The 12,521-nt window shown below is 44.0% G+C and carries 12 protein-coding genes; 1 reads left to right on the forward strand and 11 read right to left on the reverse strand.

Annotation, left to right across the window (positions count from 1 at the left end):
* Positions 1–60: 60 nt before the first annotated feature.
* The 11 genes from FHW89_RS26600 to hemC all read right to left on the reverse strand — a co-directional run bounded on the left by FHW89_RS26600 (position 61) and on the right by hemC (position 10,723).
* Complete coding sequence (locus FHW89_RS26600; RefSeq protein WP_172338082.1) at positions 61–882, reverse strand: outer membrane beta-barrel protein; 822 nt, start codon at positions 880–882, stop codon at positions 61–63.
* Between the two features lie 17 nt (positions 883–899).
* On the reverse strand, positions 900–1,667 hold the full coding sequence (locus FHW89_RS26605; protein WP_172338083.1) for a hypothetical protein: 768 nt from the start codon (positions 1,665–1,667) through the stop codon (positions 900–902).
* Positions 1,651–2,220 (reverse strand): RNA polymerase sigma factor, encoded by a 570-nt coding sequence (locus FHW89_RS26610; RefSeq protein ID WP_172338094.1) that lies wholly within the window; start codon positions 2,218–2,220, stop codon positions 1,651–1,653. The genes FHW89_RS26605 and FHW89_RS26610 overlap by 17 nt, the downstream gene beginning before the upstream one ends.
* 334 nt (positions 2,221–2,554) lie before the next feature.
* A complete protein-coding gene (gene hemJ / locus FHW89_RS26615; RefSeq protein ID WP_172338084.1) occupies positions 2,555–3,094 on the reverse strand; it encodes a protoporphyrinogen oxidase HemJ in 540 nt (179 codons plus the stop codon).
* A 113-nt stretch (positions 3,095–3,207) separates the two neighbouring features.
* Entirely contained in the window at positions 3,208–4,233 is a 1,026-nt protein-coding gene (gene hemE, locus FHW89_RS26620) for a uroporphyrinogen decarboxylase (RefSeq protein WP_172338085.1), read from the reverse strand.
* A gap of 113 nt (positions 4,234–4,346) precedes the next feature.
* Positions 4,347–4,868 (reverse strand): hypothetical protein, encoded by a 522-nt coding sequence (locus FHW89_RS26625; RefSeq protein WP_172338086.1) that lies wholly within the window; start codon positions 4,866–4,868, stop codon positions 4,347–4,349.
* Entirely contained in the window at positions 4,868–5,575 is a 708-nt protein-coding gene (locus tag FHW89_RS26630) for a response regulator transcription factor (protein WP_172338087.1), read from the reverse strand. Before FHW89_RS26630 ends, FHW89_RS26625 begins: the two co-directional genes overlap by 1 nt.
* Positions 5,576–5,596: 21 nt before the next feature.
* Positions 5,597–6,466: a sensor histidine kinase KdpD gene (locus tag FHW89_RS26635; RefSeq protein ID WP_172338088.1), complete on the reverse strand. Its 870-nt coding sequence runs from the start codon at positions 6,464–6,466 to the stop codon at positions 5,597–5,599.
* 89 nt (positions 6,467–6,555) lie between these two features.
* Positions 6,556–7,926, reverse strand: coding sequence for a glutamate-1-semialdehyde 2,1-aminomutase (hemL, locus tag FHW89_RS26640; protein WP_172338089.1), 1,371 nt, complete (start codon positions 7,924–7,926; stop codon positions 6,556–6,558).
* Between the two features lie 123 nt (positions 7,927–8,049).
* On the reverse strand, positions 8,050–9,021 hold the full coding sequence (gene hemB / locus FHW89_RS26645; RefSeq protein WP_172338090.1) for a porphobilinogen synthase: 972 nt from the start codon (positions 9,019–9,021) through the stop codon (positions 8,050–8,052).
* A 127-nt stretch (positions 9,022–9,148) separates the two neighbouring features.
* Positions 9,149–10,723 (reverse strand): hydroxymethylbilane synthase, encoded by a 1,575-nt coding sequence (gene hemC, locus FHW89_RS26650; protein ID WP_172338091.1) that lies wholly within the window; start codon positions 10,721–10,723, stop codon positions 9,149–9,151.
* Between the two features lie 465 nt (positions 10,724–11,188).
* Here hemC and FHW89_RS26655 point away from each other — a divergent pair, with 465 nt between their 5' ends.
* A complete protein-coding gene (locus FHW89_RS26655; RefSeq protein WP_172338092.1) occupies positions 11,189–12,067 on the forward strand; it encodes a hypothetical protein in 879 nt (292 codons plus the stop codon).
* The last annotated feature ends 454 nt before the right edge of the window (positions 12,068–12,521 follow it).

Genomic DNA, 12,521 nt, shown 5'->3' on the forward strand with positions numbered 1-12,521 from the left:
AGATAATTTTGATAATATTTAATCAAGCCAATCCTTGAATCAAATGAGTCATGGTTCAGACTAAAAGCCCAAGGTCAACCCGAACGAGAAATTCTTTAGGCCAGCCTGTTCCGGACTGTTCTCAAACATATCGCTAAAGTAATATTTGGCATAAATACCCATCAGGCCATAGCCTACGCGTACAAAAGCGCCCTTACGTAGTTTGGTAAAGTGATAATCGTCGTTAAATTTCTGTTTGCCATTCTCTTCGCTGATTTGCTTTACACGGCCATTCAACAATACGCCAATTTCGGGTCCGGCCACAACCCGGAAGTAATTACCCCTTTCATCCTCATGGCTGCGATAGTAAAACGACAGTGGAATACGCAGATAGCTTGACGAAAAACGGTTTTTGCTGTAATGGATGTTATCCTCAGTATAGGTTAAAACCGGGGTGTTCCGTTGTATGGTAATGTCGTTACGCAGGCGGATGTGTGTCCAATCAAACCCTCCCGAAACGTATATTTTAAAAGCGCTGTTAAAACGGTATCCAAATTGTACCACATCAAAACCAAAATTACTGGTTTTCCATTGGCGGTAGCTTAAAAACCGATTGTTGGGCGATAACGTAAAGCTGCCATGGTCAACCAAAGTAGCCAAACCCAGGTCGATACGGGAAAATGTTACCCCAAACGAAAACCCAGGCGCTTTGTGGGCATGATAAGCCGTATCCGGATCATTATTTACCGAAACCCCAGGGGCATCATCACCCACGCCCAATTTTACCCTTACACGTTTCTTATGGCCATTATCGGCCGTTGTTTGGGTTGAATCGGTTGTAGTTTGGGCGAATGTTGCCCCCGCAGCAAAACATATAAGGATGGTAAAAATTAAGCGTTTCATATAATAAGGTAAATATATTATTTTTCTTTCTTCACTTTGATGATACCCAGGTTTATGCCGGTAATTACAGCATCACCCTCATCGGTATTGCTAAACTCAATAACTTTATCTTTCCGTTTATCAACTGCGGCTATCACTACGTTAAACAAGTCGCCCACGCTATGGATACGGCGTTTTTTTGCCAAGGTTTTAACATTTGTTTGAGCCTGTACAGCTACTGCCTGCGGCTTATTCCCTGTTAAATCCAGATCTTGTACCACAGGTTTTTTTGTTACCCCGCTTTGGCTTTCATCAGTTATTGTAGCACTCGCCAAATCATCACCACGTGTTACTGAACCAATCTGTGATTCGGTATTTATCTTTGTTATTTCTCCACGAGCCTGTAGTTTTTTAATGTGGCCGGTGTTTGCATCGTTATTTGTTTTTTCAACTTTTACAGCTGCCAAATGATTAGCTGAGGCTATAACTTCTTTTGTTACTTTTTTGTTTTGCTGTTCGTAAACAGGCACAGCAGGCTTTATTTGAGTAACCTGCTTCACATTTTTAACTATCCGGTTAGCTCGAGGATTATTAACTCTGGCCTGTTTGGGTATAAACAATACGCCCATGGCAATTGCCAGTGCAATACCAGCAGCTATGCTCAAAAAGGACACCAGCGATCTTTTGCGCTTATCGGCATCCAACCGATTGGTTATACCCGCCCACACATGAGCCGATGGCTGTATTTCCAATTCATCAAGCGACGACCGGAAGAAGTCATCCAATTCATTACCCTGCATATCCATAACTTTTACCCTCCATTTTTGCAATTTGCTCTTTCAGTATAGTCCGCGCCCTTGAAAGTTGTGATTTGGAAGCGCCTTCGCTAATGCCCATCATCTGCCCTATTTCTTTATGTGAATAACCTTCCAGCGCGTACAGGTTAAATACCATCCGGTAACCCGGCGCCAGCTGTTGTATCAGTCCCAGCAATACCTTGGCATCTAAATTTGATGTAGCCAATGGATTTACCGATGGCTCATTGGCCACTTCGTCCGTATTAACCACCTGTAGTATTTTATGATGTTTGCGATAATATTCTATAGAGCTGTGTACCATAATGCGCCTTACCCAGCCTTCAAATGAACCATCACCGCGGTAGTCTGCCACTTTTTGAAACACGCGGATAAACCCGTTTTGCAGCATATCCTCCGCTTCCATCCTGTCTGTAGCGTAACGCATGCACACCGCCAGCATTTTGGCCGCAAATTGCTTGTATAACAATTCCTGTGCTTTACGTTCGTCCGCTTTGCAGCGGTCTATCAATTGTTGAATGGTAAATTTTGGTTCCAAAAACATCATTTATACCAGTAAGATGTGATGCTTTGGCAATTGGTTGCATGGTTTAAAAAATATATTTTTAACCTGCTCTGCTACCGCGGGCTTTCAGCCCGTGGTAAACATGGCTTCAGCTTTCAGCTGAAATTAAAGCTGAAAGCTTTGATCATGCCACCCACGAGATACGCTGCGCTAATTTCGCGGGAGCGAAAGGTAAGCAGAATAGAATTTGCAACACACGTCATTGCGAGGAGGAACGACGTGGCAATCCCCAACTATACAGAACGGCTCTGCTTATCGGGGATTGCCACGCTATCGCTCGCAATGACGCGCGTTTTTAGAATGGCATAAGGGGTTATTGTTTGCTCTTCATCCTGTAGCGCTTGTATATTTTCACGGCTATCATCAGGATCATGGCTAAGGCAACCAGACCTACCACGCCAAATATCCAATTGAGGGCGCTTTTGAGCACTACCAGGAAAACTATAGCAAATAGTAATAAAGTGGCCAGCTCATTCCACAAACGTAATTGCGTGGACGACCATTTAAATACGCCATTGGCCATTTGCTTGATCTTGTTCTGGCACATGTGGTGGTATACAGCCAGTATGATCACAAACGTGAGTTTCAGGTGCATCCAGCCAAAATGAAGCCAGCCGGGCTGCATCACCAGCATGGTAATACCAGCAGTCACGGTAAGGATCATGGAAGGGATGGTAATGATATTCCACAGTTTACGCTCCATAATCGTAAACTGATCTGATAATATCTTACGATCGGGTTCTGGTTTTTCCTGGGCCTCGGTATGGTAAATAAACAGACGCACTATATAAAACAGCCCGGCCATCCAGCAAACCACAAAAATGATGTGTATAGCTTTAACGTAATTGTACATAGGTAGTTATATTTAATTACGAATTAATAAACACTAACTTCACAAAAATTAACCGAATTTTCCAGATTCAATTTATCTTTTAAGCAAAATGGGTGGTATTCACCTATTTGCAGTTAGTTCCTGTACTCCTTGATTACCTCTACCGCGTACTTCACGTTATCAAACGGGATATCGGGCATTATACCATGCCCCAGGTTAAAGATGAAGCCATTTTCGTCCTTCATCCTGTCAAACAAACGATGGATACGTTCTTTGATCACCTTTTTATCGGCATATAAAATATGCGGATCAAGGTTACCCTGAACAGCAATACCCGCGGGTAACCGTTTTTTGATATCCAGCAAATCAACGTTCCAGTCGATAGAGATCACATCCGGCTTGGCTTCGGCCATCAGGGGAGCAAACACCGAACTGCCTTTACAGAAAGATATCACCGGAATATCCTTACGGTTCAGCTTGCTGATGATCTCGGCAATATAACGGTGGCTAAATTCCTTATAATCGTCCCAGGCCAGCGCTTGTGCCCAGCTGTCAAATATCTGTACGGCATTTACACCGGCAGCTATCTGCATATTCAGGTAATCGGCAGTAACGGTAGCTATTTTTGATAACAGCTGATGAGCCAGTTCGGGCTCATTATGCAGCATCAGTTTGGTGAGTTTAAAATCCTTGGTCGATCCACCTTCTACCAGGTAGCTCATCACGGTAAAGGGTGCACCTGCAAAACCAATAAGCGGTATGCGGCCATTTAAACGTTGCTGAATTACTTTAATGGCATCGGCAACATATTGCAGTTTATCCAATACGTTTGTTTGCAGGTTATCCACATCGGCCTGTGTGCGTACCGGGTTGGCGAATTTGGGGCCAACACCGTTGGTAAAGCTCAGATCGCCGCCCATGGCTTCGCCGGTAACCAATATGTCCGAAAACAGGATGGCTCCATCAATACCCAACAAATCAACCGGCAGCATGGTAACATCAGCAGCCAGCTCCGGGGTTTTACACATTTCCAGGAACGAATACTTGTTTTTGATATCCCAGTATTCTTTCATGAAACGGCCAGCCTGGCGCATCATCCACACCGGCGGGCGTTCTGTTTTCTCGGAAAAAGCTGCTTTTATTAATAACGAATCTCTCATATTTTTTTGAGTATCAAGTAGCCGGTATCAAGTATCAAGACCTCTCAAAGAGCTTTATTGGCCTTTTGTGACAAAAATCTTGATACTTGATACTAGCTACTTGATACTATTTTTCAATGTTTTTTCAATTCCTGGTGAAGGCGGTTAATCACTTCCTTCATTTTGGCTGTCATTTTTTCTGTATGTTTTTCGGCCAGGCCCAGATAGGCTTTGGCCTTTTCAAAATTGCCAAACCTGATGTTGAGGTTGGCAACGGTAACCAGCGCGGCTACGTGATCATTCAGCGTATGCAAGGGATATTGCGCTGCCAGCTCATAGTGCCGTTCGGCCGCTTCAAAATCCTGCCGCTGGATGCAAACTCCACCGTATATATACTCATAAAACCCACGGCGCTTTTTACTGAGCCATTTGGGGTTACTGATCTCTTTTAGCGATGCTTCGGTTTTTGCATAATCCTTGGCATGAAAATATTTGGCCGCCACTACCAGGGTACCTTGTTTAAAGTAATCCCAGATGAGTAACAGTATCATCATTACCGCCACGGCTGCCAGCTCATATATTGGCAGGTACAGTAAAATGCCCAACGATAACAGGAAAATAAATGCGATAAATAAACGTACCCTGTTACTGAACATTAATGCTGATTATCGGTAAACTTATAACCCACACCACGGATAGAGTGAAAATAAACCGGGTTTTTAGGATCTGGTTCAAAATACTTACGGAAGGTTAGGATAAAGTTATCAATGGTACGGGTAGATGGATATACATCATAGTTCCATACCGTTTCCAGGATCTGCTCGCGCGATACGGCATCATTTCTGCGTTCGATAAGCAGTTTAAGCAGCATGGTTTCCTTTTTAGTAAGCGCGGTGATTGATCCATCGGCATTTACCAGCTCAAAGGAGTTAAAATGGATGGTTTTATCGCCAATTTTATAGCTGTTAAACTCTTTCAGATCTTCGCCTTTCAGGCTGCGTTTGATCAGGTTGTTCACCCTTAAGATCAGCTCTTCCAGGTTAAAAGGTTTGGTCAGGTAGTCATCCGCGCCTTTTTTAAGACCCGCTATTTTGTCCTCATTGGTGTTTTTCGCAGTTAAAAACATAATGGGCACTTCAGTATTTTCCAGCCTGATGGTTTCGGCTACTACAAAGCCGTCAATCTCGGGCATCATTACGTCTAATATCACCAGGTTAAAACGCTCTTCCTTAAATAACTGTAACGCTTTTTTACCATTTTTAGCTGTAGAAACTTTATAACCTTCCAGCTCAAGGTTAAGTTTGATGGCTTCCAACAAATGTTCTTCGTCTTCGGCCAATAAAATTCTTTTCTTATTAAGCATGTTATTTTTTTAAATTTAGGTTCATCCAAATACTACTTCAAAAACACTGCCTGCCGGGCGGTTATCCCGCACCTTAATGCTGGCCTGGTGTTTATCAAGTACTTCTTTTACAATATATAGCCCCAGTCCGGTACCCTTGGTATTACGGGTATCCTCGCTGCCTACACGGTAAAACTTATCGAAAATACGTGTTTTTTCGTTATCGGCTATACCAATGCCCTGGTCGGCCACTTCCAGGTAAACCTTATCGTCTTTTGAAAACAGCTTTACCGCCACTGCCGAGCAGGGACTGGAATATTTTACCGCGTTCTCGATAAGGTTAGTAACTACCGATGTTAAAGCGAATTTATCACCGGTAATCTCTATCTTGGGTTCAATTTCGGCATCAATGATCTGCTGGTTGCAATCGCACTTGGTGATCTGCAAACGGTTAACAATGCTATCTACCAACACCGAAAGGTTAAATGTGTTTTTGGGGAAAGTGTACGACCGGTTATCAATTTTTGATGCCAGCAGCATATTCTCTACCATATCATCCAAGCGTTCCACATCCAGCAATGATTTGCTTACAAAATCAAGCAGCTGCTCCTTGGTTAAAGAGCGCTTTTGAATGGTTTGCAGTAATATCTTGATAGAGGCCAATGGCGATTTAAGCTCATGCGTAACCGACAGCAGGAAATTCCTTTTCTGCTCCTGAAGTTTCCGCTCCTTGTTAATCGACGCGTGCAGGCTGTAGGCACCTACCACCAGTATCAATATGAACATTGAGCCCTCGCCCAGGATCATCCCGATGCGTTGCGGCTGCAGTTTCATCAGCATATAGCCCCACCAAACCAGTTCGGATACGGCGTATATGATGAGCGCATAGAAAATAATAAATGGCTTTTTCATTTCTTTATCAGTTTCAATAGTTGGTATCAAGTAGCTATACTACCATGTTTTTTTACTTAACAGGTTAAAGTCTTGATACTTGATACTAGCTACTTGTTACTAAATACCAGGTCAAGACTATCAAAGATAGCACGTTTTGCTTTCTCCAGGTCTGTTTTTGTATGTGCCGATGATATAAAGCCCACCTCGTAACCTGATGGCCCCAGGTAAATACCCCGGTTGATCAGTTCGCGGTGGAACTTTTTGAATTTTTCCATGCTGGAAGCGTCAATGTCTTCGGCTTTACGAATATACTCTTTATCTGTAAAAGCAAACCAGAATATGGAGCCGACGCCAAACACTTTAAACTTGTAGTTACGTGCTGTGGCAAAGCGCTGTATGGCCTCGCGAAACTCCTCGGTTTTGTTGTTCAGATCACGATAGAAGCCCATTTTCAGCAGTTCGCTCAATTGCGCAATACCTGCTGCCATAGCTACCGGGTTGCCCGATAAGGTACCAGCCTGGTAAACCGGTCCTTCGGGCGATATATTGCCCATAATAGCAGCCGACGAACCGTAAGCACCAACCGGCATACCACCACCGATAATCTTACCATAGGTAATAATATCCGGCTTGATACCGTAATGGCCTGATGCACCTTCAAAACCAATCCGGAAGCCCGATATTACCTCGTCAAATATCAACAGGGTACCGTTTTGGGTACAGATATCACGTAAAAACTGCAGGTATTCTTTTTCCTGTAACAGCAAACCGTTGTTGGCCGGGATAGGCTCAATAATAATGGCGGCTATCTGGTCTTTAAAATCTTCAAAAGCTTTGGTTAAAGCTTCTTTATCATTTAAGGATACCACGATGGTTTCATCGGCAAAAGCCTTGGGTACGCCTGCAGATGAGGTTTCGCCAAAGGTTACCAGGCCCGAGCCTGCTTTTACCAGCAGGGCATCTACGTGGCCGTGGTAGCAGCCCTCAAACTTTAATATTTTATCGCGTTTGGTATACCCTCTGGCTAAACGGATAGCCGACATCACGGCTTCGGTACCCGAGCTTACAAAGCGCAATTTTTCAATCAGTTTATTATTTTTCAGGATCAGCTCAGCCAGTTCATTTTCCAAAGCTGTCGGCGCACCGAATGACATGCCGTTTTGCATTACCTCGGTTACTTTTTCGCGTACCTTGGTGTTGTTATGGCCCAGGATAAGCGGTCCCCAGGAGCAGCAGAAATCTACAAATTCGTTGCCATCAGCATCCCAGATATGGCTGCCATCGCCTTTTTGGATGAACAACGGCGTGCCATAAACAGATTTAAACGCCCTTACCGGCGAGTTTACCCCACCCGGGAAATAGGTTTTAGCCTTGGCATATAATTCTGCAGATTTTTCCCTGCTGATATCAGGCTTGCCTGTAGTATTTAAAGGCTCATTGGCCTCACCCGAAAATATTTTCTTTATTGAATCTAACATGTTTCTTAATTCAAAAATCAAAATTCAAAAGTCAAAATCCTTTTGAATCAGAATTGTTTTATTTTATCCAAAAGAAAACCCAAGTCGATATTTTGAATTTTTACTTTTGAATTTTGACTTATTTTAAAGCCATTTATTCTCCAACACCTCTTTGGCGTGATAGGTTAGTATCGCTGTAGCGCCTGCCCGGCGGATGCTGGTGAGTACTTCGGTAATGGCGCGCTGTTCGTTGAGCCAGCCTTTTTGTATGGCCGCTTTGATCATGGCATATTCGCCGCTTACGTTGTAGGCCGCTACCGGCAATTCGGTATTATCTTTTATAAGTTTGATCACATCCAGGTATGGCAATGCCGGTTTTACCATCAAAAAGTCGGCGCCTTCCAGTTCGTCCAGATTGGCCTCTATCAATGCTTCGCGCTGATTGGAGGGGTTCATCTGGTACGTTTTTTTATCGCCAAACTTGGGAGCCGAATTTAAGGCATCCCTGAACGGGCCATAAAAAGCGCTGGCATACTTGGCCGAGTACGACATGATAGAAACGTTGGTAAAGCCGTTTTCGTCCAATACATTACGAATATATCCAACGCGACCATCCATCATATCCGATGGAGCGATAATATCGGCACCGCATTGTGCATGGGCCAGTGCCATTTTGCCCAGTACTTCCAGCGTTTCATCGTTCAGGATCACACCGTCTTTCACAATGCCATCATGGCCATCGCTGCTGTAAGGATCCATCGCCACATCGGTAACCACACAAGCCTCCGGAAAGTTCTTTTTAACTTCACGTATGGCCCGCAGATATAAACTATCGTCGCGGTAACTTTCGGTAGCCAGTGGATCTTTTAATGCATCCTCAATATTGGGGAACAGATCAAAAGAATTTAGGCCCAGTTTAAGGCAGCTTTCAATTTCGCGTAACAGATTATCAACAGAATAACGGTAAATACCTGGCATGGATGCCACTTCTGTTTTTTGAAACGTACCATCTACAATAAACAGCGGGAATATCAGGTTAGCCGCGCTAACATGTGTTTCCTGCACCATTTGGCGTATCACTTCACTTTTCCGGTTTCTACGTGGTCTTTGTAACATATTTTTTAGTTCATGGTTCATAGTTGATAGTTCATGGTAATACCAGCAACGTCGCCAATTGTTATTTAGTAGTTCCTGTTAATAATCCCAAATCGCTATGATCTATGAACCATCAACTATGAACATTCTATAATCCAAACACAGCCTCGGCCAGCCCAACTTCATCGGGCGAGTAAGGCAGGGTATATTTTACACCCATTTCATCAAATTTTTTGCCGGTTGATTTTCCGATGGCCACTACCTTTTGGTACGGATCCAACAGGTTATCGGCAAAGTAGGCTTCAACATTCGACGGGCTGGTAAATACCAGCACATCGGCGCCGCTAGGCTCTACATCTTCTTCCAGTACGGTTTCATATACTGGCAGATCAATAATTTTGGTATCGGCAGATAGTCCTTGCTGTATGCTCCTCATCGGGCTTTCGGCACCGGGGAACAGCACAATTTTGCCGTTGGCCAGTTTGGCAAATTCCTCGGCTACCTCGGCGGTATCAGTACCTTCGCCAACATAATCGGTAAAGTGTCCTTTGCGGCGCAGCATCTCTTCGCTGCCGCTGCCCATTACACCAAACTTTACCTTCTTTGGAAATACGGGATTCAGCTGAAAAAAGTAATCCACCGCGTTTTTACTGGAGAAAAACACCCAGTCGATATTTTTTAATATGTAGGAATCAAATTTAGTGATAACCGGCACGGTACGAATCAATGAGCGGGCCTCCACCTCGATACCCAAATGCTCCAGCGCCTTTTTAAAGTAGCTTTGTTCTGATAGCTCCCTTGATATAAATACCTTCAGCGGGAATTTACGGTCTTTAGCGTATTTCGCTACCACCTTTTCGGCCAGGCCTTCGGTAGTAGGCGCTTCTAAAAACAGCCTGTCCGGAAACTCATCCCCGGCATCGGCTTTAGAAGTAAACACCTGGAACATGCCTTCGTCACGGCGACAATAGCAGCCTAATGGCAAATGGCAACCACCGCCAAACAACTTTAGCACGGTGCGTTCCACGGCCAGTTCTTCGGCCACATCAGGGTGGTGCAGCGATTGCAGTATATCAAAAACCTCCTTGTTATTTTCCTGGATCTGGATGGCCAAAGCCCCCTGTGCAGGAGCCGGGATCAACTCAACCGGCGTAATCTCCTCTACATGAAATTCGCTCAGGTCTAAACCCAGGCGGGTAACGCCTGCCTTGGCTATCATGATGGCATCGTATTTTTCGTCGCGCAGTTTGCCTATACGGGTAGGCACGTTGCCGCGCAGATCTTCTATCTCCAGGTCGGGGCGGTGCGCCAGCAGTTGCGCCTTACGCCTATTGGATGATGTACCCACAATAGCGCCGTATTTTACCGATAGCTTCTGGTGCACATCCACACAATCCTTCAAGATCAACAACAGCTCAGATGGGTCCTCCCGTTCTGAAACTGCTGCGATGATGAGTCCCGGAGGGTTTTCAGTTGGCAGGTCCTTGTGCGAGTGTACCGCAATATCAATGGTACCGGCCAATAATTCTTCTTCTAATTCCTTGGTGAAAAATCCCTTTCCTTCTAACTTGTCAAAGCTCAGGTTTAGTATACGGTCGCCCTGGGTTTTTATGATTTTCAGTTCGGCATTTACGTTGATGGCGGCAAGGCTGTCTTTTACAAAATTAGCCTGCCATAGTGCCAATTCACTGCCGCGGGTTCCTATTATCAGTGTTCTGTCCAAAAGAATGATTTTTTACGGTGCAAATTTAATTTTTTACAGGCATGAATTTAACATTAATTCATGTTATGAAAGTAGAGTGACTAATGAAAATTCAAAAGTTAAAATTCAAAAGTCAAAAAAAGTCAATTTGGCGTGTATTCAACTTGAGTTTGTTAATGTTATATTAATCAATTGGGTTGGTGAATTGCCTGGTTAATTCATCCGGGAGTCATGACTTTTTAATTTCAGCATCCTATATGCAGCGTATTCACCATGCATTTTTTGAATTTTAATTTTTGACTTCATAAAGGCGTTGCCTTCGGCCCGGGCTATCCGCTCATACGCCTGCGGGCATTAGGCACAGAGCTGGTATCCGCTGCAATCGGTAACGCTGCCTGTACAAATAGATAACCTGGAGCACCTGCATCCAGTAAATGACTAAAACGAATAACAAATACCAGGCATAACACCCTTATATTTAAGTAGATGAAAGCAACCTATACCTTTTTCACGATTTTATTGTTTGCCCTGGCTTTTACGGCTTGTAAAAAAGACAAGCCGGGCAAAACGCCCGATCCTCCTGTTAAGCCTGATACCCCGGTTACCTCTAAGGTCTTCAACCTGAAAAAGGTTTATCAAACCAATCTTACCAGCGGCTATAAAAGCGATTCGATATTTTACACTTATGACGCCCAAAACAGGCTCACTCATATTAGCCATACCGCTTACCAGTTCCCGGCCCAAACAAACGTTGATTTTACCTATAATGGCAATCATATCGTTGCTGAAGTATTTGACGACGGCCAAAATTACCAGTATACCGAAAACTATCATTATAACACGCAGGGGCAGGTAACTTCCATTGATCACATCAACAAATACGCCTATCTGCCAGTTGGTACCAAAGTACTCAATACCGCAATTGAGCACACCGATATCTTTACCTACGATACGGGCGGCAAGATTACGCTTATAGATAAGTATTACTTACCGCCCATCAATAGCCATTATAAAACCACCTTTGAGTATGATGCGCAGGGCTTACCGGCAAAATCAGTTATTTCCAGTGACCAGGATACCTCAAATTACACCTACGTATTGTTCACAAAATTTACAGATAAGATTGATTTCAATGCCCAGGCGCTTTCTTATTTTTTCGACTTTAATATGCATCCCCTGGTACTGGCGCAAATTGGCAGGTTGCCCATATCCATGCGGCTATATTACAGCAACGATAGCGTTTACCATGCGGGCTGGGAGTATATTTTCACCACAACCGAAACCCGTATCAGCCATATTCATTTAACAACCGTACCCACACCTAACCGGCCTTTCCTCTTTGACTACGAACTGGGTTACCAATAATTTTAATTATTGAATTAGTGAGTTAGTGAATTAGTGAATTAGTGATTAAACAAAAACAATTCTTCTTCCCCATCAGCAGGACGGCTTCGGGCGAAAGCGGGCAGAACAATGGTGGGCTGTGCGGTTGCGGGGCATAGCAAGTTTTTGCTGAAACGTAGGGAAATGTGCGAACGAAGTTGGGCAAAATAATTGCAGCCCGTGGTTCTGACTGCTTTGCAGGGTAAAGGCCGGGAGCGCAAAGAAGCATTTCTGCTGACAGCCTTTTTGGTTACTTTTGTGGCGACAAAAGTGACTGGCCCTCCTGCGGTCAAGAGCGGGTATACGCCTAAATGAGGAGATTGCCGCGCTACGCTCGCAATTGTAAAGGTCAACTAATTCGGTAACAGAATTAGCTTTAAAGAATAAAGCTAAAACGTTATGCGCAACATAAATAATGACCTGACATTAAAGCGTA

Source organism: Mucilaginibacter sp. SG564 (assembly GCF_013149275.1).
Taxonomy (GTDB): Bacteria; Bacteroidota; Bacteroidia; order Sphingobacteriales; family Sphingobacteriaceae; genus Mucilaginibacter.

What these genes read in the sequence shown, in the direction of transcription:
- hemB (WP_172338090.1), bottom strand. Translation starts at nt 9,021, where the DNA reads ATGTTACAAAGACCACGTAGAAACCGGAAAAGTGAAGTGATACGCCAA.
- hemJ (WP_172338084.1), bottom strand. Translation starts at nt 3,094, where the DNA reads ATGTACAATTACGTTAAAGCTATACACATCATTTTTGTGGTTTGCTGG.
- hemE (WP_172338085.1), bottom strand. Translation starts at nt 4,233, where the DNA reads ATGAGAGATTCGTTATTAATAAAAGCAGCTTTTTCCGAGAAAACAGAA.
- FHW89_RS26600 (WP_172338082.1), bottom strand. Translation starts at nt 882, where the DNA reads ATGAAACGCTTAATTTTTACCATCCTTATATGTTTTGCTGCGGGGGCA.
- FHW89_RS26625 (WP_172338086.1), bottom strand. Translation starts at nt 4,868, where the DNA reads ATGTTCAGTAACAGGGTACGTTTATTTATCGCATTTATTTTCCTGTTA.
- FHW89_RS26605 (WP_172338083.1), bottom strand. Translation starts at nt 1,667, where the DNA reads ATGGATATGCAGGGTAATGAATTGGATGACTTCTTCCGGTCGTCGCTT.
- FHW89_RS26630 (WP_172338087.1), bottom strand. Translation starts at nt 5,575, where the DNA reads ATGCTTAATAAGAAAAGAATTTTATTGGCCGAAGACGAAGAACATTTG.
- FHW89_RS26655 (WP_172338092.1), top strand. Translation starts at nt 11,189, where the DNA reads ATGAAAGCAACCTATACCTTTTTCACGATTTTATTGTTTGCCCTGGCT.
- FHW89_RS26635 (WP_172338088.1), bottom strand. Translation starts at nt 6,466, where the DNA reads ATGAAAAAGCCATTTATTATTTTCTATGCGCTCATCATATACGCCGTA.
- hemL (WP_172338089.1), bottom strand. Translation starts at nt 7,926, where the DNA reads ATGTTAGATTCAATAAAGAAAATATTTTCGGGTGAGGCCAATGAGCCT.
- FHW89_RS26610 (WP_172338094.1), bottom strand. Translation starts at nt 2,220, where the DNA reads ATGTTTTTGGAACCAAAATTTACCATTCAACAATTGATAGACCGCTGC.